Origin of the sequence: Nocardioides sp. Soil796, assembly GCF_001429525.1 — a bacterium.
Classification (GTDB): Bacteria; Actinomycetota; Actinomycetes; order Propionibacteriales; family Nocardioidaceae; genus Nocardioides.
This window is the reverse complement of record NZ_LMSQ01000019.1, coordinates 666,887-687,072: the sequence shown is the minus strand read 5'-3', so window position 1 is coordinate 687,072 and position 20,186 is coordinate 666,887. Positions and strand designations below refer to the sequence as shown.

18 protein-coding genes are annotated in these 20,186 nt (G+C 69.1%); 15 read left to right on the top strand and 3 right to left on the bottom strand.

The features are described from left to right. The first annotated feature begins 29 nt into the window (after positions 1–29). From ASH02_RS20440 to ASH02_RS20375, 14 genes are all read left to right on the top strand, one after another. Entirely contained in the window at positions 30–584 is a 555-nt protein-coding gene (locus ASH02_RS20440; RefSeq protein WP_056682632.1) for a NuoB/complex I 20 kDa subunit family protein, read from the top strand. Beyond that, positions 581–1,297 (top strand): NADH-quinone oxidoreductase subunit C, encoded by a 717-nt coding sequence (locus ASH02_RS20435; protein WP_057295378.1) that lies wholly within the window; start codon positions 581–583, stop codon positions 1,295–1,297. The genes ASH02_RS20440 and ASH02_RS20435 overlap by 4 nt, the downstream gene beginning before the upstream one ends. Next, positions 1,297–2,643, top strand: coding sequence for an NADH-quinone oxidoreductase subunit D (locus tag ASH02_RS20430; protein ID WP_056682628.1), 1,347 nt, complete (start codon positions 1,297–1,299; stop codon positions 2,641–2,643). Before ASH02_RS20435 ends, ASH02_RS20430 begins: the two co-directional genes overlap by 1 nt. Before the next feature lie 94 nt (positions 2,644–2,737). Next, on the top strand, positions 2,738–3,484 hold the full coding sequence (gene nuoE / locus ASH02_RS20425; RefSeq protein ID WP_057295377.1) for an NADH-quinone oxidoreductase subunit NuoE: 747 nt from the start codon (positions 2,738–2,740) through the stop codon (positions 3,482–3,484). Next, positions 3,481–4,791, top strand: a complete 1,311-nt coding sequence (nuoF, locus tag ASH02_RS20420) for an NADH-quinone oxidoreductase subunit NuoF (protein ID WP_235530159.1) — start codon at positions 3,481–3,483, stop codon at positions 4,789–4,791. The genes nuoE and nuoF overlap by 4 nt, the downstream gene beginning before the upstream one ends. Next, positions 4,788–7,190, top strand: coding sequence for an NADH-quinone oxidoreductase subunit G (locus tag ASH02_RS20415; protein ID WP_056682624.1), 2,403 nt, complete (start codon positions 4,788–4,790; stop codon positions 7,188–7,190). Before nuoF ends, ASH02_RS20415 begins: the two co-directional genes overlap by 4 nt. Further along, positions 7,187–8,494, top strand: a complete 1,308-nt coding sequence (gene nuoH, locus ASH02_RS20410; RefSeq protein WP_156388789.1) for an NADH-quinone oxidoreductase subunit NuoH — start codon at positions 7,187–7,189, stop codon at positions 8,492–8,494. The genes ASH02_RS20415 and nuoH overlap by 4 nt, the downstream gene beginning before the upstream one ends. Continuing rightward, on the top strand, positions 8,494–9,078 hold the full coding sequence (gene nuoI / locus ASH02_RS20405) for an NADH-quinone oxidoreductase subunit NuoI (protein WP_056682622.1): 585 nt from the start codon (positions 8,494–8,496) through the stop codon (positions 9,076–9,078). The genes nuoH and nuoI overlap by 1 nt, the downstream gene beginning before the upstream one ends. Continuing rightward, positions 9,075–9,923 (top strand): NADH-quinone oxidoreductase subunit J, encoded by an 849-nt coding sequence (locus ASH02_RS20400; RefSeq protein ID WP_056682620.1) that lies wholly within the window; start codon positions 9,075–9,077, stop codon positions 9,921–9,923. The genes nuoI and ASH02_RS20400 overlap by 4 nt, the downstream gene beginning before the upstream one ends. Continuing rightward, the gene (gene nuoK / locus ASH02_RS20395) at positions 9,920–10,219 is read left to right on the top strand and encodes an NADH-quinone oxidoreductase subunit NuoK (protein ID WP_056682617.1); all 300 of its coding nucleotides are present in this window, start codon (positions 9,920–9,922) and stop codon (positions 10,217–10,219) included. Before ASH02_RS20400 ends, nuoK begins: the two co-directional genes overlap by 4 nt. A gap of 28 nt (positions 10,220–10,247) precedes the next feature. Continuing rightward, positions 10,248–12,182, top strand: coding sequence for an NADH-quinone oxidoreductase subunit L (gene nuoL, locus ASH02_RS20390; RefSeq protein WP_082563841.1), 1,935 nt, complete (start codon positions 10,248–10,250; stop codon positions 12,180–12,182). Further along, entirely contained in the window at positions 12,179–13,747 is a 1,569-nt protein-coding gene (locus tag ASH02_RS20385; protein ID WP_056682614.1) for an NADH-quinone oxidoreductase subunit M, read from the top strand. Before nuoL ends, ASH02_RS20385 begins: the two co-directional genes overlap by 4 nt. Further along, positions 13,747–15,330: an NADH-quinone oxidoreductase subunit NuoN gene (nuoN, locus tag ASH02_RS20380; protein WP_056685007.1), complete on the top strand. Its 1,584-nt coding sequence runs from the start codon at positions 13,747–13,749 to the stop codon at positions 15,328–15,330. The genes ASH02_RS20385 and nuoN overlap by 1 nt, the downstream gene beginning before the upstream one ends. Positions 15,331–15,401: 71 nt before the next feature. Further along, positions 15,402–16,334 (top strand): polyprenyl synthetase family protein, encoded by a 933-nt coding sequence (locus ASH02_RS20375; RefSeq protein ID WP_082563964.1) that lies wholly within the window; start codon positions 15,402–15,404, stop codon positions 16,332–16,334. A gap of 6 nt (positions 16,335–16,340) precedes the next feature. Here the strand turns inward: ASH02_RS20375 and paaK are convergent, their stop codons facing one another. The 3 genes from paaK to rarD form a co-directional block, all read right to left on the bottom strand. Continuing rightward, positions 16,341–17,609, bottom strand: coding sequence for a phenylacetate--CoA ligase PaaK (gene paaK / locus ASH02_RS20370; RefSeq protein WP_200951153.1), 1,269 nt, complete (start codon positions 17,607–17,609; stop codon positions 16,341–16,343). Then, positions 17,606–18,034, bottom strand: a complete 429-nt coding sequence (paaI, locus tag ASH02_RS20365; RefSeq protein WP_235532588.1) for a hydroxyphenylacetyl-CoA thioesterase PaaI — start codon at positions 18,032–18,034, stop codon at positions 17,606–17,608. Before paaI ends, paaK begins: the two co-directional genes overlap by 4 nt. A 92-nt stretch (positions 18,035–18,126) precedes the next feature. Then, the gene (gene rarD, locus ASH02_RS20360; protein WP_056891847.1) at positions 18,127–19,050 is read right to left on the bottom strand and encodes an EamA family transporter RarD; all 924 of its coding nucleotides are present in this window, start codon (positions 19,048–19,050) and stop codon (positions 18,127–18,129) included. A 115-nt stretch (positions 19,051–19,165) separates the two neighbouring features. Between rarD and ASH02_RS20355 the strand changes: the two genes are divergently transcribed. After that, positions 19,166–19,987, top strand: coding sequence for a hypothetical protein (locus ASH02_RS20355; protein WP_056682604.1), 822 nt, complete (start codon positions 19,166–19,168; stop codon positions 19,985–19,987). The last annotated feature ends 199 nt before the right edge of the window (positions 19,988–20,186 follow it).

The window sequence follows — 20,186 nt, the reverse complement described above, 5'->3', positions numbered from 1 at the left end:
ACGCTCACAGCTTGAGGGAGAGATCTGACATGGGCATTGAAGAGAAGCTTCCGAGCGGGGTCCTGCTCACCACCGTCGAGGGCGTCGCGGGCTACATGCGCAAGGCGTCGTTCTGGCCGGCCACGTTCGGCCTGGCCTGCTGCGCCATCGAGATGATGACCAGCGGCGGCCCGAAGTACGACCTCGCCCGCTTCGGCATGGAGGTCTTCCGGGCCAGCCCGCGCCAGGCCGACCTGATGATCGTGGCCGGCCGGGTCAGCCAGAAGATGGCCCCGGTGCTGCGCCAGATCTACGACCAGATGGCCGAGCCCAAGTGGGTGCTCGCGATGGGCGTCTGCGCGTCGAGCGGCGGCATGTTCAACAACTACGCCATCGTGCAGGGCGTCGACCACGTCGTCCCGGTCGACATGTACCTCCCCGGCTGCCCGCCGAGGCCCGAGATGCTGATCGACGCGATCCTCAAGCTCCACGACCAGGTGCAGAACACCAAGCTCGGCGCCAACCGTGCCGCGCAGATCGTCGACCTCGAGACCGAGGCGCTCAACGCGCTGCCGACCTCCGAGATGAGGGGCCAGCTTCGATGACCGACGAGAAGAAGCCCGACCAGCCAGCGGTCGAGCAGTCGCCGGAGAACCTTCCGGCACCGACCGGTCCGACTGGATCCGGCCAGGTCGAGACGGTCGGCGTACGCACCGGCATGTTCGGCGTCAAGGGCACCGGCGACACCTCCGGCTACGGCGGCCTGGTCAGCCCGGTCGCCTTCCCTGCCGCGGCCCAGCGCCCGTTCGGCGGTTGGTTCGACCTGGTCGCCGACGGCCTCGACGGGCTGATCGAGAAGGTCGTGATCCATCGCGGCGAGATCACCTTCCACGTGCATCGTGACAACCTCACCGCGGTGGCGAAGAAGCTGCGCGACGACCCGGCACTGCGCTTCGAGCTGCTCTCCGGCGTGAGCGGGGTGCACTACCCCGACGACCACGGCCGCGAGCTGCACGCGGTCTACCACCTGCTGTCGATGACCTGGAACCGCCGCGTGCGGGTCGAGGTCTCGGTGCCCGATGCCGACCCGCACCTGCCGAGCCTGATCGCGACGTACCCCACGGCCGACTGGCACGAACGCGAGACGTGGGACTTCTTCGGCATCATCTTCGACGGCCACCCGGCCCTGACCCGCATCCAGATGCCCGACGACTGGCCGGGCCACCCGCAGCGCAAGGACTACCCCTTGGGCGGCATTCCCGTGGAGTACAAGGGCGCGACCATCCCGCCCCCCGACCAGCGGAGGTCGTACAACTGATGACGACGGAACAAGACCTGTACGCCGGCGCGTCCGACACCACCGAGGGCCGGGTCTTCACGGTCACCGGCCAGGACTGGGACTCGCTGGTCGAGAGCATCGGCTCCGACGCGGGCGCCGACGAGCGCATCGTGGTCAACATGGGCCCGCAGCACCCCTCGACGCACGGCGTGCTGCGGCTGATCCTCGAGCTCGAGGGCGAGACGGTCACCGAGGCACGGTGCGGCATCGGCTACCTGCACACCGGCATCGAGAAGAACATGGAGTTCCGCTCCTGGGTGCAGGGCGTCACGTTCTGCACGCGCATGGACTACCTCGCGCCGTTCCACAACGAGCTGACCTACTGCCTGGGCGTCGAACGACTCCTCGACATCGAGGACCAGATCCCCGAGAAGGCCAACGTCATGCGGGTCCTGCTCTCCGAGCTGAACCGCATCTCCTCACACCTGGTCGCGATCGCCACCGGTGGCATGGAGATCGGCGCCCTGACCGTGATGACGATCGGGTTCCGCGAGCGTGAGCTCGTGCTCGACCTCTTCGAGCTGATCACCGGCCTGCGCATGAACCATGCGTTCTTCCGTCCCGGCGGCGTCGCCCAGGACCTGCCCCCGGGTGCGCTCGACGAGATCCGCGACTTCGTCGCCCTGATGAAGAAGCGCCTCCCCGAGTACGCCGACCTGTGCAACGCGAACCCGATCTTCAAGGCCCGCCTGGAGAATGTCGGTCACCTCGACCTGGCCGGCTGTCTGGCTCTCGGCATCACCGGGCCCGTGCTGCGCTCCACCGGCTACGCCTGGGACCTCCGCAAGACCCAGCCCTACTCCGGCTACGACGAGTACGACTTCGACGTACAGACCTGGGACACCTGCGACTCCTACGGCCGGTTCCGGATCCGGCTCAACGAGATGTGGGAGTCGCTCAAGATCATCGAGCAGGCCGCCGAGCGCCTGGCCGGCCTCGAGGGCGCACCGGTCATGGTCGCCGACAAGAAGATCGCCTGGCCCAGCCAGCTCGCGATCGGCAGCGACGGCATGGGCAACAGCCTCGACCACATCCGCCACATCATGGGTGAGTCGATGGAGGCCCTGATCCACCACTTCAAGCTGGTCACCGAGGGCTTCCGGGTGCCGCCCGGCCAGGCCTACGTGCCGGTCGAGTCGCCGCGCGGCGAGCTCGGCGCCCACGTCGTCTCCGACGGCGGGACCAAGCCGTTCCGGGCGCACTTCCGCGACCCGTCGTTCACGAACCTGCAGGCAACCAGCGTGATGAGTGAGGGCGGCATGGTCGCCGACGTCATCGTCGCCATCGCCAGCATCGACCCGGTGATGGGAGGCGTTGACCGATGAATCTCGATACGCCGGTCGCGGGCTCCTCCGTCGCCCGCGCGGCTACTCGATCTCCTCGCGAGACTCACACCTTCGCAAGCTCAGGAGTGACGCGATGAACGACAAGACACTCGACGAGCTCAGGGAGATCGCCGCGCGCTACCCGCAGGGGCGCTCCGGACTGCTGCCGATGCTGCACCTGGTGCAGTCCGTCGAGGGCAAGGTGACCCCCGAGGGCATCCAGGCCTGCGCGGAGATCCTCGACATCAGCCCGGCCGAGGTGTCGGGTGTCGCGACGTTCTACACGATGTACAAGCGTCGCCCGGTCGGCGACTACCACGTCGGTGTCTGCACCAACACGCTCTGCGCGGTGATGGGCGGCGACCTGATCTTCGAGCGGCTCAAGGAGCACCTCGAGGTCGGCAACGACGAGACGACCCCCGACGGCAAGGTCTCGCTGGAGCACATCGAGTGCAACGCGGCCTGCGACTTCGCGCCAGTGATGATGGTCAACTGGGAGTTCATGGACAACCAGACGCCGGAGTCCGCCGTACGACTGGTCGACGACCTGCGGGCCGGCAACGAGGTCCACTCCACCCGCGGTCCGCGTCTGTGCACGTGGCGTGAGGCCGAGCGGGTGCTGGCCGGATTCCCCGACGACCGCGCCGACGAGGGCCCCTCCGCGGGTCCGGCGTCGCTGGCCGGTGTCCAGATCGCCCGCACGATGGGCTGGACCGCGCCGTCGGTCGAGGCCTCCACGTCGCGTGCCGAGTCCGAGACCTCGGTCGCGACCGAGACGAGCGAGGAACGAGCGAGCGACCGAGCGGCCTCGTCAGACCAGGCCGAGGAGGGCAAGTCGTGACCGACATGTTGACGCCGGTGCTCACCGCCAACTGGGGCACCGACCGCAGCTGGACCCTCGAGGCCTACGAGGCGCAGGGCGGGTACGCCGCGCTGCCCAAGGCCCTGAAGATGAAGCAGGACGACGTGATCACCGCGGTCAAGGACTCCGGTCTCCGCGGCCGTGGCGGCGCCGGCTTCCCGACCGGCATGAAGTGGAGCTTCATCCCGCAGGACAACCCGAACCCGAAGTACCTCGTGGTCAACGCCGACGAGTCGGAGCCGGGCACCTGCAAGGACATCCCGCTGATGATGGCCAGCCCGCACACCCTGGTCGAGGGCGTGATCATCTCCTCCTACGCGATCCGGGCCAACCACGCGTTCATCTACGTGCGCGGCGAGGTGCTCCACGTCGTACGACGACTGCAGCGCGCCGTGCAGGAGGCCTACGCGGCCGGTCACCTGGGCAAGAACATCCACGGCTCCGGCTATGACCTCGACCTGGTCATCCACGCCGGTGCCGGTGCCTACATCTGTGGCGAGGAGACCGCGCTGCTCGACTCGCTCGAGGGGCGTCGCGGCCAACCGCGCCTGCGCCCGCCGTTCCCCGCGGTGGCCGGCCTCTACGCCAGCCCGACCGTGATCAACAACGTCGAGTCGATCGCGTCCGTGCCCAGCATCATCGACAAGGGCGCCGACTGGTTCGCCAGCATGGGCACCGAGAAGTCCAAGGGCTACGTCATCTACTCGCTCTCCGGACACGTGAAGACGCCCGGCCAGTACGAAGCCCCACTCGGCATCACGCTGCGCGAGCTGATCGACCTCGGCGGCGGAATGCGCGCGGGCCACGAGCTGAAGTTCTGGACCCCTGGTGGGTCGAGCACGCCGCTGCTCACCGCCGAGCAGCTCGACATGCCGCTCGACTACGAGGCCGTGGGTGCGGCCGGCTCGATGCTGGGCACCCGCGCACTGCAGATCTTCGACGAGACGACCTGCGTGGTGCGGGCCGTGCTCCGCTGGACCGAGTTCTACAAGCACGAGTCCTGCGGCAAGTGCACGCCCTGCCGCGAGGGCACGTGGTGGCTGGTGCAGGTCCTCACCCGCCTCGAGAAGGGGCAGGGCAGCGAGGAGGACCTCGACGTCCTGCTCGACCAGTGCGAGAACATCCTCGGCCGGTCGTTCTGCGCGCTCGGTGACGGCGCCACCAGCCCGATCTCGTCGTCCATCCAGCACTTCCGTGACGAGTACCTGGCGCACCTCACCCACGGTGGGTGCCCCTTCGACCCGGCCGCCTCGACGGCCTTCGCGCAGGAAGGAGCCCTGGCATGACCACGACTCCTGAGAAGACAGACGTCGTCACGCTGACCATCGACGGCATCCAGGTCAGCGTCCCCAAGGACACCCTGGTGATCCGGGCCGCCGAGCAGGTCGGAGTCCAGATCCCGCGGTTCTGCGACCACCCGCTGCTGGCACCGGTCGGTGCCTGCCGCCAGTGCCTGGTCGAGATCCCCGACGCCGGCAACGGCCGCGGCATGCCGAAGCCCCAGGCCTCGTGCACCATCCCGGTCGCCGAGGGCATGGTGGTCAACACGCAGGTCACCTCGCCGGTGGCCGACAAGGCACAGCAGGGCCAGATGGAGTTCCTGCTGATCAACCACCCGCTCGACTGCCCGGTGTGCGACAAGGGTGGCGAGTGCCCCCTGCAGAACCAGGCGATGTCCAACGGCCGCGGCGAGTCCCGCTTCTCCGCCACGGGCGGCGTCAAGCGCACGTTCCCGAAGCCGATCAACATCTCCGCGCAGATCCTGCTCGACCGGGAGCGCTGCATCGTGTGCCAACGCTGCACGCGCTTCGCCTCCGAGATCGCCGGCGACCCGTTCATCGCACTCGTCGAGCGCGGTGCGCAGCAGCAGATCGGCATCGCCGACAACGCCCCGTTCCTGTCCTACTTCTCCGGCAACACGATCCAGATCTGCCCGGTGGGCGCGCTGACCAGTGCCGACTACCGCTTCCGCTCGCGCCCGTTCGACCTGGTTTCCACGCCGTCGATCGCCGAGCACGACGCGTGCGGCTCGGCGATCCGGGTGGACCACCGTCGCGGCAAGGTGATGCGTCGCCTCGCCGGCAACGACCCCGAGGTCAACGAGGAGTGGATCACCGACAAGGACCGCTTCGGCTTCCACTACGCCCGCCAGGCCGACCGGCTGACGCACCCGCTGGTGCGCGACACCACGTCGGGTGAGCTGCGCCCGGCCTCGTGGCCCGAGGCGTTCGCCGTCGCGGCCCGCGGCCTCGCTGCAGCGCGTACGTCGGGTGGCGTGGGCGTGCTGACCGGTGGTCGCCTGATCGCCGAGGACGCCTACGCCTACAGCAAGTTCGCCCGTGTGGTGCTCGGCACCAACGACATCGACTTCCGGGCACGGCCGCACTCCGCCGAGGAGGCCGCCTTCCTGGCCTCCGAGGTCGTGCTGCGCATGCCGGTGACCTACGCCGACCTCGAGAAGGCCTCCGTGGTCGTGCTCGCGGGCCTCGAGCCCGAGGACGAGGCCGGGTCGATCTTCCTGCGACTGCGCAAGGCCGTCGCCGCGGGCACCCGGGTCGTCGCCGTCGCGCCGTACTCCTCGCGCGGCCTGCGCAAGCTGAAGGGGCGTCTGGTCGCGACCTCGGCCGGCGACGAGCGCGAGGCCCTCGCCGCTCTCGCTGCCGACGCCGACGCGGCACTCGACGCCGGCGCGGTGATCCTCGTCGGCGAGCGCCTGGCCGCCGTGCCCGGTGCCCTCACCGCCGCCGTCGACCTGGCCCGTACGACGGGAGCCCGGCTGGCCTGGGTGCCTCGCCGTGCCGGTGACCGCGGCGCCGTCGAGACCGGATGCCTGCCCAACCTGCTGCCCGGTGGACGTCCGGTCGCCGACCCGACCGCCCGCGTCGACGCCGCGGCCGCCTGGGGCGTCACGTCCCTGCCCGAGCAGCCCGGCCGTGACGGCGACGGCATCGTCGCCGCGCTCAACGCCGGTGAGCTCACCGGACTCGTCGTCGGTGGCGTCGCGCTCGACGACCTGCCCGACCCCGAGGCCGCACGTCAGGCCCTGGCCGCCGCGGAGTTCGTGGTCAGCCTCGAGCTGCGCGAGAACGAGGTGACCCGGGCCGCCGACGTGGTCTTCCCGGTCGCCCCGGTCTCCGACAAGGCCGGCCTGTTCGTCACGTGGGAAGGGCGCCCGCGCACCTTCGACGCGGTGTTCAGCAACCCCGGCTCGCTGCCCGACCTGCGCATCCTCTCCGGCATCGCCGAGGAGTCAGGTGTCCCGCTCGGCTTCCGGACCGTCGAGGAGGCCCGGCGCCAGATGAACGAGGTCGGCCCGTGGGACGGCGCACGCGCGCCCGCCGCAGCCGCACCGAAGATCAAGCAGCGCCGGCTGGCCCGCAACAAGTTCTGGCTGGCCACCTGGAAGCAGATGCTCGACAACGGCGCCATGCTCGACGGCGACACCGCGTTGTCGGCCACCGCACGTCCCGCCGTGGCGCGCGTCCCGCACGCGACGTACGACGTCCTAGCCGGAGCCACCCACGTCACGCTGGCCGGTGACCGTGGCGAGGTCACCCTGCCGGTGGAGGCCGCCGACCTGCCCGACGACACGGTCTGGGTGCCGGCCAACAACGACGGCAACGGAGTGCTCGCGGACCTCGCCTCGCCGGGCTCCGCGGTGACGGTGAAGGCGGTGAAGGCATGATCGCGATGGCGACCGACGAGCTCAGCGGCTTCGGGCACGACGCCTGGTGGGTGGTGCTGGTCAAGGCCGTGCTCATCTTCGTCGTGCTGGTGCTGCTGACCCTGTTCAACATCTGGTGGGAGCGCCGGGTCGTGGCCCGCATGCAGCACCGCATCGGCCCCAACGTGCACGGTCCCTTCGGGCTGCTGCAGTCGCTGGCCGACGGCGTGAAGCTGGCGTTGAAGGAAGACATCATCCCCAAGGCGGCCGACAAGGTCGTCTACGTCCTCGCGCCCGTGCTGGCGGTGATCCCGGCGTTCATCACGTTCTCGGTGATCCCGTTCGGCCCCGAGGTCAACTTCTTCGGCGAGCGCACCCCGCTCCAGCTGACCGACATGCCGGTGGCCGTGCTCTTCGTGATGGCGGTCGCCTCGATCGGCATCTACGGCATCGTGCTCGGCGGCTGGTCCTCCGGGTCGACGTACTCCCTGATCGGCGGGATCCGCTCGTCGGCCCAGATGATCTCCTACGAGGTCGCGATGGGCCTGGCCCTGGTCGCGGTCTTCCTCTACGCCGGCTCGATGTCGACCTCCGAGATCGTCGCGGCACAGGCCAGCCCCAAGTCGTTCGACGTGCTCGGCCTCGACGTGCCCGTGCCCGGCTGGTTCGCCCTGATCCTGCTGCCGTCGTTCGTGATCTACGTGATCTCGATGGTCGGCGAGACCAACCGGGCGCCGTTCGACCTGCCCGAGGCCGAGGGCGAGCTCGTCGGTGGGTTCCACACCGAGTACTCCAGCCTGAAGTTCGCGCTGTTCTTCCTCGCCGAGTACATCAACATGGCGACCGTCTCGGCGCTGGCCACCACGCTGTTCCTCGGCGGCTGGCGCGCCCCGTGGCCGATCTCGGCGATCTGGGAAGGCGCCAACGAGGGCTACGTGCCGCTGATCTGGTTCTTCGGCAAGGTCATGCTCTTCATCTTCTTCTTCATCTGGCTGCGCGGTTCGCTGCCCCGCCTGCGCTATGACCAGTTCATGGCGTTCGGCTGGAAGCGGCTCATCCCGATCTCGCTGATCTGGATCGTCGCCGTCGCCACGATGCGGGCGCTGACCCTCGACGACGGTCTCGACCGCAGCCAGCTGATGATCGTGATCGGGGTCTTCCTGGTCGCCTTCCTGGTGGTGCTCTTCATCCCGGAGACGAAGAAGGACGCCGCCGAGGAGCCGGTGGTCGAGCCGCCCGCCGGTGGCTACCCCGTCCCGCCCATGCCTGCCGGAGGCGCCGTCCGCGGCGCCGCCGAACCCTTGGTCTTTCGTGAGGAGATCTGATGGCCCCGAATGATCGGCCCAGCGAGGAGTCTCGCGGGTTCAAGGAGCAGTTCTGGGACCCCATCGCGGGGTTCGGGGTGACCTTCCGGACCATGTTCAAGAAGGTGGTCACCGAGCAGTACCCCTTCGAGAAGCTGCCCACCGCGCCCCGCTTCCACGGCCGGCACCAGCTGAACCGCTGGCCCGACGGCCTGGAGAAGTGCATCGGCTGCGAGCTGTGCGCGTGGGCCTGCCCGGCCGACGCGATCTACGTCGAGGGTGCCTCCAACGACGAGAGCGCCAACGGTGAGGGGCGGTTCAGCCCCGGCGAGCGCTACGGCCGCGTCTACCAGATCAACTACCTGCGCTGCATCCTGTGCGGCCTCTGCATCGAGGCCTGCCCGACCCGCGCGCTGACGATGACCAACGAGTACGAGCTGGCCGACGACAACCGCGCCGACCTGATCTACGAGAAGTCCGACCTGCTGGCGCCGCTGCTGCCCGGCATGGAGCAGCCGCCCCACGCCATGCTGCTCGGTGACGACGACGGCGACTACTACCGCGGCGACTTCAAGGCCCGCACGAACGAGGGGGACGCCCGGTGACCGCGTTCTGGATCCTCGCACCGATCATGGTGCTGGCCGCACTCGGCATCCTGTTCGTCCGCAAGGCCGTGCACGCCGCGCTCCTGCTGGCGGTCGTGATGATCTCGCTGGCCGTCCTGTACGCCGTACTCGACGCGCCGTTCCTCTTCGCGGTGCAGATCATCGTCTACACCGGCGCGATCCTGATGCTCTTCCTGTTCGTGCTGATGCTGGTCGGCGTCGACGCCTCCGACTCGGTGGTCGAGACGATCCGCGGCCAGCGGGTGCTGGCCACCGTGTTCGGCCTGCTGCTCGGCCTGACCCTGGTCATCGGCATCTCGCAGATCAGCTTCGGCACGGTGATCGGCCTCGACGACGCCAACGAGGGCGGCAACGTCCCGGCCCTGGCCAACCTGCTGTTCTCCAAGTACGTCTTCGCCTTCGAGACCACCTCGGCGCTGCTGATCACCGCGGCCATCGGCGCGATGGTGCTGGCCCACCGCGAGCGGCTCGAGCCCAAGGAGTCGCAGGCCGACGCCGCCGCCCGCCGCATGCGCGAGTACGCCGAGACCGGCCGCCACCCCGGCCCCCTGCCGGCCCCCGGAGTCTTCGCCCGGCACAACGCGGTCGACACCCCGGCCCTCCTGCCCGACGGCACCGTCGCCCAGGACTCGATCTCACGCGTGCTGGCCGCCCGCGGCACCGTGCGGTCGGCGCCGGCGCTGGCCGACGACATCGAGGAGATCAAGCGCCAGCTGGGGCAGGCGCCCGAGAAGGCGCCCGAGGTGTCCGGCAAGTCCGGTGCCGCGGCTTCCACCGAGGAACAGAACACCGCCTCGACCACCGACGGGGAGGAGGAAGAGTGAGCACCGAGCCCTACATCATCCTCTCCGCGCTCCTCTTCACGATCGGCTGCGTCGGCGTCCTCGTGCGTCGCAACGCGATCGTGGTGTTCATGTGCGTCGAGCTGATGCTCAACGCCTCGAACCTGGCGCTGGTGACGTTCGCCAAGGCCAACGGCAATCTCGACGGCCAGATCGCGGCCTTCTTCGTGATGGTCGTGGCCGCCGCAGAAGTGGTGGTCGGCCTGGCCATCATCATGACCATCTTCCGTACCCGACGCTCGGCCTCGGTCGACGACGCGAGCCTGCTGAAGTACTGAGGTGACTGCATTGAGTTCCAACATCGCCATGCTCTCGGGGCTCGCGGCGGAGAGCCACATCCCCGTGGTCGACCCCGCTGCCGCCGACGGTGTCTTCTCGCTGGCCTGGCTGGTGATCGTGCTGCCGCTGGCCGGTGCCGCGATCCTGCTGCTCGGCGGACGACGTACCGACCGCTGGGGCCACCTGCTCGGTACGGCGACCTCCCTCGGGTCCTTCGCGATCGGCCTGGCGATGTTCATCGCCCTGCTGGGCCGCGACTCCGGTGACCGCAGTGTCGGACGCGAGCTGTTCACCTGGATCGAGGCCGGCGGGTTCAAGGTGGGGATGGACCTCCTGGTCGACCCGCTCTCGATCCTGTTCGTGCTGCTGATCACCGGTGTCGGCTCGCTGATCCACATCTACTCGATCGGCTACATGGAGCACGACGGTCGCCGTCGCCGCTTCTTCGGCTACCTCAACCTCTTCATCGCCGCGATGACGATGCTGGTGCTGGCCGCCGACTACCTCGGCATCTTCCTCGGCTGGGAAGGCGTCGGCCTGGCGTCGTACCTGCTGATCGGCTTCTGGCAGCACAAGCCCACCGCGGCCGCGGCCGCCAAGAAGGCGTTCGTGATCAACCGGGTCGGCGACATCGGCATGTCGCTGGCGATCATGCTGATCTTCGTCACCTTCGGCACCACCGCGTTCGCTGGTGTCAGTGCCGCGGCGAGCGGTGCCGACGAGGCCACGATGAACGTGATCGGCCTGCTGCTCCTGCTCGGCGCGTGCGGCAAGAGCGCCCAGGTGCCGCTGCAGGCCTGGCTCCTCGACGCGATGGAGGGCCCGACCCCGGTCTCTGCCCTGATCCACGCGGCCACCATGGTGACCGCCGGCGTCTACCTGGTCACCCGCTCCAACTTCATCTTCGAGAACGCACCGATCGCGCAGACCACGGTCGTGGTCGTCGCGGTGGTCACGCTCCTGTGGGGCGCGGTCATCGGGTGCGCCAAGGACGACATCAAGAAGGTGCTGGCCGGCTCCACGATGAGCCAGATCGGCTACATGATGCTCGGTGCCGGCCTCGGTGTCGCCGGCTACGCGTTCGCGATCTTCCACCTGATCACCCACGGCTTCTTCAAGGCCAACATGTTCCTGGGTGCCGGGTCGGTCATGCACGCGATGGACGACGACGTCGACATGCGCCACTACGGTGCCCTGCAGAAGGCCGTGCCGGTCACGTTCCTGACGTTCGCGATGGGCTACCTCGCGATCATCGGCTTCCCCGGGTTCTCCGGGTTCTGGTCGAAGGACAAGATCATCGAGGTCGCCTTCACCGAGAACATCTTCGTCGGCCTGTGCGCGCTGGTCGGCGCCGGCGTCACCGCGTTCTACATGACGCGACTGATGCTGATGACCTTCTTCACCCAGAAGCGCTGGGAGCCCGAGGTGCACCCGCACGAGTCGCCCAAGGTGATGACGGTGCCGCTGATGGTGCTGGCCGCGCTCTCCGTGCTCGGCGGCTTCCTGCTGCTGAGCAACTGGATCGTCGACTGGCTCGCACCGGTCGTCGGCCACCACGCCCACGAGGAGCCGCCGCTCCCCGCCCTGGCCATGACCGCGATCGTGGTGCTGGTCGTCGCGGCCGGCGTTGCCCTTGCCTGGTTCACGATCGGAAGGACCGAGGTGCCCCGCACCGCACCCACTGACGTCAACGTCCTCACCCGCGCTGCCCGCGCCGACCTCTACGGCGACGCGATCAACGACGGCCTGGTCGTCAACCCCGGACGCCAGCTCGTCGGCGGCCTGATGACCTTCGACGCAGCCGTGATCGACGGCGCCGTCGAAGGACAGGCTGCGGGCATGGGTGGTCTCGCCGGAGTCTTCCGCAAGGTGCAGAACGGCTTCGTCCGCTCCTACGCGCTGTCCGTCCTGGTCGGCGCCCTGCTGGTCATCCTGGCCCTGCTGGCGGTGAACCTCGGATGAACGACTTCCCCTGGCTCACCCTGCTGATCGCCGTGCCGCTGGTCGGCGGAGCGGTCACCGCCCTGCTGCCCTCGAAGGGTGGCTCCGAGCTGCCCAAGCAGGTGGCGGTCGGCACGGCCGCGCTCACGTTCGTGCTGTCGGTGGTCGTCGCCTTCCAGTACGACGCGGGCGACGGCATGCAGTTCATCGAGCTGCACGACTGGATCCCCGCGTTCGGCGCCCACTACGCGCTCGGCGTCGACGGCATCGGCCTGACCCTGGTGCTGCTGACCACGCTACTGGTGCCGGTCGTGGTCCTCGCGTCGTGGAACGACGCCGACGACACGTCGCCCTCGGCGTACTTCGGCTGGATGCTGGCCCTCGAGGGCCTGGCCCTGGCCGTCTTCATGGCCCAGGACGTCTTCCTGTTCTACTTCGTCTTCGAGGCCACGCTGATCCCGGCGTACTTCCTGATCGGCAGCTTCGGCCACGTCGACCGGGCCCAGCGCTCCAAGGCCGCGGTGAAGTTCCTGCTCTACATGCTGGCCGGCGGGCTCATCATGCTGGCCTCCGTGGTCGGGCTGTACGCCGTCTCCGCGCAGGCCGGCAACCCGTCGTACCTCATCGGCGACCTGGCCGGCATCGAGATGGACAAGGAGACCGGGCGCTGGCTGTTCCTCGGCTTCTTCATCGCGTTCGCGATCAAGGCGCCGCTCTTCCCGGTGCACACCTGGCTGCCCGACACCACGGCAGCCGCCACCCCGGGCACCAGCGTGCTGCTGATCTGCGTGCTCGACAAGATCGGCACCTACGGCATGCTGCGCTTCTGCCTCGGCATCTTCCCGGAGGCGTCGAAGTGGGCGACTCCGGTCGTGGTCGTGCTGGCGATCATCTCGATCGTCTACGGCGCGCTGATCGCGATCGGCCAGGACGACATGCTCCGGCTGATCGGGCTCACCTCGCTGTCGCACTTCGGCTTCATCGTGCTGGGCATCTTCGTGATGAACAGCCAGGGCCTGACCGGCTCGACGTTCTACATGTTCAACCACGGGCTGGCCACGGCGGTGATGTTCCTGGTCGCCGGCTACCTGATCAGGCGCCGCGGGTCGACGTTGATCAGCGACCACGGCGGCGTCGAGAAGGTCGCGCCCGTGCTCGCCGGGCTGTTCCTCGTCGGCGGTCTCGGCACCCTCGGACTGCCCGGCCTCTCGCCGTTCGTGTCCGAGTTCCTGGTGCTGGTCGGCGGGTTCGCCCACCACTGGGTGGCCGGCGCGTTCGCGGTGACCGGCATCGTGCTGGCCGCGATCTACGTCCTCTGGATGTACCAGAAGCTGATGACCGGGCCGACCAACCCCGCAGTCAGCGGCATGAAGGACCTCAACGTGCGCGAGATCGCCGCGGTCGCCCCGCTGGTGGCGGCGATGCTGCTGTTCGGCTTCTATCCCAAGCCGGTGCTCGACATCATCAACCCGGCTGTCGAGGCGACCATGATCCATGTCGGGGTGAGTGACGACGATCCGGTCGTGGCACCGGTCGATGCCGACCAGACCCATGACGACCAGGCGACCGAGGAGGACCACAAGTGATCGAGTTCTCCAAGCCCACGCTTGAATACGACCTCCTCTGGCCGCTGCTGCTGGTCTTCGGCGTCGCCTGCGCCGGCGTACTCGTCGAGGCCTTCCTGCCGCGCGCCCGCCGCTACCTCGTGCAGACCGTGCTGGCCCTGGCCGGCACGGCGGCCGCCCTCGGCGGCGTCATCTACGTCGGGGTCAACCTCGACGACCACGGACCTGCCCGCGGCGAGATCGTGGCCATGGGCGCGCTGGCCGTCGACGGACCCACGGTCTTCCTCTGGGGACTGCTGCTGGTGATCACGCTGGCCGGCATCCTGCTCTTCGCCGAGCGACGCCTCGAAGGCGGCGTCTCCGCGTTCGCCGGACAGGCCGCGGCGCTGCCCGGCACCGACGCCGAGCGGGAGGCGTCGACCAAGGGTCTCGACCACACCGAGGTCTTCCCGCTGATGATGTTCGCGGTCGGCGGCATGATGCTGTTCCCCGCGTCCAACGACCTGCTCACGCTCTTCGTCGGCCTCGAGGTGCTCTCGCTGCCGCTCTACCTGCTCTCCGGGCTGGCCCGTCGACGCCGCCTGCTCAGCCAGGAGGCCGCGCTCAAGTACTTCCTGCTCGGTGCGTTCTCCTCCGGCTTCGTGATCTACGGCATCGCCTTGGTCTACGGGTACGCCGGCACGATGGACTTCGGCGGCATCAACGAGGCGATCGCCAACTCCACCGGCAGCCGCACGATGCTGCTGATCGGCATCGGCATGATCTCGGTGGGCCTGCTGTTCAAGGTCGGCGCGGTGCCGTTCCAGTCGTGGACGCCCGACGTCTACCAGGGCGCGCCCACCCAGGTCACGGCCTTCATGGCCGCGGCCACCAAGGTCGCGGCGTTCGGCGCGATGATGCGGCTCTTCTACGTGGCCTTCGGCTCCGAGCGCTGGAGCTGGGCCCCGATGCTGTGGGTCATCGCCGTGCTGTCCATGGTCGTCGGCGCTGTCCTGGCGATCGCGCAGAGCGACATCAAGCGCATGCTGGCCTACTCCTCGATCACCCACACCGGCTTCATCATCACCGGCCTGATCGGCGCCCGTTCGGCCTCCGACCTGGCCAAGGGCGAGCTCTCCTCGACCCAGGCCGTGCTGTTCTACCTCGTCACCTACGGCCTGATGACCGTCGGCGCGTTCGCGATCGTGACGCTGGTCCGTGACGCCGGCGGCGAGGCGACGCACCTGTCCCGGTGGACCGGCCTGGGCAAGCAGTCGCCACTGGTCGCCGGGGTGTTCGCCCTGTTCCTGCTGGGCTTCGCCGGCATCCCGCTGACAGCCGGTTTCGTCGGCAAGTGGGCGGTCTTCGCGTCGGCCATGTCGGCCGGCGCGTGGCCGGTCGTGGTGATCGCGGTGCTGACCAGTGCGCTGGCCGCGTTCTTCTACATCCGGGTCATCGTGCTGATGTACTTCTACGAGCCGATCGGCGACGGTCCGGCGGTCACGCTGCCCAGCTTCATGACCGCCACGGCGATCGGCCTGGGTGCCGTCGCGACGGTCGTGCTCGGCGTCGTACCCGGCCCGGTTCTCGATCTCGCGGCCCATGCGGGAGAATTCATCAGGTGACCGCCCAGAACGCGCCGGCCCTCGCCCTCCCCGTCCTCGACGAGGAGCTCGCCGACCGGCTCCGCGCCCGCATGCTCGAGGTGGAGACCGCCCTGACCGGGCACATCAGGAGCGAGGCCGAGTTCGTCACGACCGCGGCCCGCCACCTGATGGATGCCGGCGGCAAGCGGTTCCGCCCGTTGCTGGTGCTGCTGGCCGCCGAGACGGGGCCTGACGCCGGGTCCGACGAGGTCGTCACCGCGGCCTGTGTGGTCGAGCTGACCCACCTGGCCTCGCTCTACCACGACGACGTGATGGACGAGGCCGACCTGCGCCGCGGCGCCGACTCGGCGAACGCCCGCTGGGACAACCACGTCGCGATCCTGACCGGCGACTTCCTGTTCTCCAAGTCGTCCGAGCTGACCGCCGAGCTCGGTGCCGACGCCGTGCGCATCCAGGCCCGCACCTTCACCAAGCTCGTCGAGGGCCAGATCCTCGAGACCGTCGAGCCGGCCCCCGATGCCGACCCGATCGAGCACCACCTGCGCGTCGTGGCCGGCAAGACCGGCTCGCTGATCGCCACGTCTGCCTTGTACGGCGCCCGCTTCGGCGGTGCACCACGCGAGATCGAGGATGCCCTGGCGGCGTACGGCGAGATCGTCGGCGCAGCCTTCCAGCTCTCCGACGACATCCTCGACATCGCCTCCGAGAGCGACGAGTCCGGCAAGACGCCGGGCACCGACCTGCGCGAGGGCGTGCCGACCCTGCCGGTGCTGCTCGTGCAGCGTTCGACCGACCCCGCCGACGCCCGGCTCCAGGAGCTCCTCGCCAGCGACCTCGACGACGACGCCCGGCTCGCCGAGGCGCTCGAGCTGCTGCGCGCGCACCCGGCGATGGGCGAGGCCCGTGCCTACGTCGTGGCCCGGGCCACCGAGGCCAAGGACCTCCTCAAGGTGCTCCCCGAGGGCCCGGTGCGCACCGCGCTCGAGGCCTTCGCCGACGTGGTCGCCACCCGCACCGCCTGACTCGAGCTACTTCCGCCGCTGGTCGTCGATGCGCTTCGCCTTGCCGAGCGACCGTTCCAGGGCGTGCCGCTCGACCACCTCCACGCGCGCGCTGACGCCCATGTGCTGCTTGATCCGGTCGCCCAGCGCCACACCCAGCGCCGGGTCGACGGCGCCCTCGGCCTCTACCCGCACCGTCAGCTCGTCGAGGTTCCCCGGCCGGGTCAGCACGCAGAGGTAGTGCGGCGCCAGTCCGGGCACGGCAAGGATCTGCTCCTCGACCTGGGTGGGGAAGACGTTGACCCCGCGCACGATCATCATGTCGTCGGTGCGACCGGTGACCTTGCGCATCCGCCGGAACGCCGGGTATGCCGTACCGGGCAGCAGCGTGGTCAGGTCGCGGGTGCGGTAGCGGATCACCGGCATCGCCTGCTTGGTGAGGCTGGTGAAGACCAGCTCGCCCTCGCTCCCGTCGGGCAGCACCTCGTGGGTGACCGGGTCGATCACCTCCGGCAGGAAGTGGTCCTCCCAGACGTGCAGGCCGTCCTGGGTGGCCACCGCCTCCTGGCTGACGCCCGGACCCATCACCTCACTCAGCCCGTAGATGTCCACGGCCCTGATGCCGGCCCGCTCCTCGATGGCGCGGCGCATCTCGTCGGTCCAGGGCTCGGCCCCGAAGATGCCGATCTCGAGGCTGGTGCTGCGCGGGTCGATGCCCTGGGCCTCCATCTCGTCGAGGAGGGCGAGGAAGTACGACGGCGTGACCATGATGATGCGCGGCTCGAAGTCGGTGATCAGCTGCACCTGGCGCGGGGTCATGCCGCCACTGACCGGCACGACGGTGCAGCCGAGTCGCTCGGCGCCGTAGTGGGCGCCCAGTCCACCGGTGAACAGCCCGTAGCCGTAGGCCACGTGGACCACGTCGCCCGGTCTACCACCCGCGGCCCGGATGGACCGCGCCATCAGCTCGGCCCACGTCTCGATGTCGTCGCTGGTGTAGCCGACCACGGTGGGCTTGCCGGTGGTGCCGCTCGAGGCGTGGATCCGGTTCACCTCCTCGCGTGGCACGGCGAACATCCCGAACGGATAGTTGGCCCGCAGGTCGGCCTTCGTGGTGAACGGGAACCGGGCCAGGTCGGCCAGGCTGGTCAGGTCACGCGGCTGCACCCCCGCGGCCTCGAAGGCGCGACGGTGGTGGGGGACATGCGCCCACGCGCGCTCGAGGGTCTCGCGCAGCCTCTCCAGCTGGAGTGCCTCGAGTGCCGCCCGGTCGATCTCGGGGACTTCGCCGGTCATGACTCCTCCTCGAACAGGGTGCCGCCGATCTCCTTGCTGCGTCCTTCGAACTCGGCGACCACCGTGTCGCCGCGGCGCACCGTGACGTCGTACGTCCCGTCGCGACCGCTGCGCTCCCGCTCGACCGCCTCGGCCACCAGCAGGTCCCCTTCGCAAGTCGGGGCCCGGAACCTGATGCTGGCCCCGGCCGCGACCGTGGAGCGGTTGTAGGAGTTGCAGGCGAACGCGAACGCGGTGTCGGCCAGGGTGAACGTGAAGCCGCCGTGGCCGATGGCGTGGCCGTTGACCATGTCGGCGCGGAGTGGCATCGAGACCGTGGCCCGCCCGGGCCCGACGTCGGTGATCGTCATGCCGAGCGCCTGGCTGGCCCGGTCGCCGGCCCACATCGCGTCCGCGGACCTGCGGGCAGTCTCCTCGGGGGTCACCACAGCAACGTATCGCGTGACAAGGCTGGCGGACCGTACGACAGGTGAGCAGGCGGGGTCAGTGGGCGGACAGCGAACGCTGTCCGGCCGGCTCAGACCGCGCAGGCCTCGGCGGTCAGACGGAGCTGGCGGTGCCGGTGGCGGATCGCCTCGACGGTGAACACGGACAGCGCCAGCCAGACCAGCGCGAAGCCGATCCAGCGGCCGACCGGCATGTCCTCGTGGAAGAGCAGGACACCGAGGGCGAACTGGATGATCGGGGCGAGGTACTGCAACAGCCCGAGCGTCACCATCGGCAGCCGGATCGCCGCGGCCCCGAAGCAGATCAGGGGAACCGCGGTCACCGCGCCCGTGGTGGTCAGCAGGAGCGCGTGCCCGACGCCGTGCGCACCGAACTCGGAGTTCCCGGTCGCCACCAGGAAGGCGATGTACGCCGCCGCGACCGGGGCCAGCACGATGGTCTCGAAGGTGAGGCTCTCCACGGCACCGGTGTTCGCCTGCTTCTTCGCCAACCCGTAGGTGCCGAACGAGAAGGCCAGCACGAGTGCCACCCAGGGCGGGCGGCCGTAGTCGATGGTGAGTACGACGACCGCGACGGCCGCGACGCCGGTCGCCATCCACTGCAAGGGCCGCAACGTCTCGCGCAGGAGCAGCACGCCCATCAGCACCGTCACCAGCGGGTTGATGAAGTAGCCCAGCGCCGCCTCGACGACGTGGCCGTTGTTGACCCCCCAGATGTAGGTCGCCCAGTTCACTGCGATGACGGCGGCCCCGACGGTGAGGAGACGCCGGGTGCGTGGTGTGCGGAAGATCGTGACCAGCTGCGTGCCCTTGCGCAGGAGCACGACGAGGACCCCCATCGTGATCATCGACCAGAGCACCCGGTGGGCCAGGATCTCGATCGCGCCGGCCGGCTCGAGCAGCGGCCAGTAGAGCGGGAATGCCCCCCAGAGGCCGTACGCCGCGACGCCCAGGAGAAAGCCGAGTCGCGACTCCGTCATGGATGCGCGAGTCATGCGTCAAACAATAGGGCGCGTGAGCAGGAGGCGGATGTTTCCCGCACAATGTCCCGGGGTACGAAGGTGCCCGTAGTACTCATCCACTTTTCATCTTCCTGGGGGTTACCCACTCATGCGCATCAAGCGACTTCTCGTCGGCGCCATCGGAACGGCCCTCGTGGTCGCCACTCCGCTGGCACTCTCCACGACTGCCCAGGCACAGGACGCTCCTCGCGACCGTGCCTCCGAGGTGTCCGAGGCCCCGGCCGCCCGGAGCACGGACCTGGCCTCCGACGCCACGACCGGCATCACGGTCTCGACCGTCAACGCCCGTTCCGCCCAGGCCTACACCAGCCGCCTCTCGGTGGCCCGCCAGGCCCTCGGCATCTACAAGTACAAGACCAGCATCCGCATCTCGGGCCAGGTCCAGGCCCACGACAGCGCCAACCCGAGCTGCGACGTCGAGTGGTGCCACGTCGGTCAGACCAGCGTGAAGCTCTACCGTCGCATCGGCGGCACCTCGTCGTACCAGCTGGTCTCCAACCGCGCCACGGACTCGTCGTCGCACTTCGTCTTCTCGACGCCGTCCCTCGGCACCGCGGCCTACAAGGTGGTCTGGAGCGGTGTCGGCAGCGTTCCGGCCGCGTCCTCCGGCAAGACGATCAAGGGCTCGCGTCACCCGCACACCCGCGTCTACTCCAGCCGCGGTCGCGTCTACATGCAGGGCAACATCGACCCGGGCTGGGGCGGTAAGCGCGTCATCATCCAGCGCAAGGCCAGCAAGAGCGGCTCCTTCCGCGTCTGGAGCTACGCCCGCACGAACCGGTACGGCGGCTTCAAGCTGCGCCTCCCCGCGCCGAGCACCGGCTACTGGTACTACCGCGCCGTGGTTCCGGCCACTGCGCCGCGTTGGGCCGTCACCGTCACCGGTGTCTGGCGTACCTACCAGCGCTGATCTGACCCAGCACTGATCTGAGCGCAGCACACAACGAGATCGGCCCCCAGCCACAGTGGCTGGGGGCCGATCTCTTTGGCCATGAAGGCCTATGTTCGTTTCGACATGCAGTTCGCGGTACGTCGTGCTCGCTGAGCGTGGGCTCGGGCCAGTGAATGGCGAACTGTATGTCGAACGGCTCGCAGCGGACCGGGTCCGC

Excerpts from the sequence above, each read along its gene's own strand:
- ASH02_RS20385 (WP_056682614.1), top strand. The coding sequence starts at position 12,179 with ATGAACGACTTCCCCTGGCTCACCCTGCTGATCGCCGTGCCGCTGGTC.
- nuoI (WP_056682622.1), top strand. The coding sequence starts at position 8,494 with ATGGCCCCGAATGATCGGCCCAGCGAGGAGTCTCGCGGGTTCAAGGAG.
- nuoL (WP_082563841.1), top strand. The coding sequence starts at position 10,248 with ATGCTCTCGGGGCTCGCGGCGGAGAGCCACATCCCCGTGGTCGACCCC.
- ASH02_RS20355 (WP_056682604.1), top strand. The coding sequence starts at position 19,166 with ATGCGCATCAAGCGACTTCTCGTCGGCGCCATCGGAACGGCCCTCGTG.
- rarD (WP_056891847.1), bottom strand. The coding sequence starts at position 19,050 with ATGACTCGCGCATCCATGACGGAGTCGCGACTCGGCTTTCTCCTGGGC.
- ASH02_RS20440 (WP_056682632.1), top strand. The coding sequence starts at position 30 with ATGGGCATTGAAGAGAAGCTTCCGAGCGGGGTCCTGCTCACCACCGTC.
- ASH02_RS20375 (WP_082563964.1), top strand. The coding sequence starts at position 15,402 with ATGCTCGAGGTGGAGACCGCCCTGACCGGGCACATCAGGAGCGAGGCC.
- nuoE (WP_057295377.1), top strand. The coding sequence starts at position 2,738 with ATGAACGACAAGACACTCGACGAGCTCAGGGAGATCGCCGCGCGCTAC.
- ASH02_RS20430 (WP_056682628.1), top strand. The coding sequence starts at position 1,297 with ATGACGACGGAACAAGACCTGTACGCCGGCGCGTCCGACACCACCGAG.
- nuoH (WP_156388789.1), top strand. The coding sequence starts at position 7,187 with ATGATCGCGATGGCGACCGACGAGCTCAGCGGCTTCGGGCACGACGCC.
- paaK (WP_200951153.1), bottom strand. The coding sequence starts at position 17,609 with ATGACCGGCGAAGTCCCCGAGATCGACCGGGCGGCACTCGAGGCACTC.
- ASH02_RS20435 (WP_057295378.1), top strand. The coding sequence starts at position 581 with ATGACCGACGAGAAGAAGCCCGACCAGCCAGCGGTCGAGCAGTCGCCG.
- ASH02_RS20415 (WP_056682624.1), top strand. The coding sequence starts at position 4,788 with ATGACCACGACTCCTGAGAAGACAGACGTCGTCACGCTGACCATCGAC.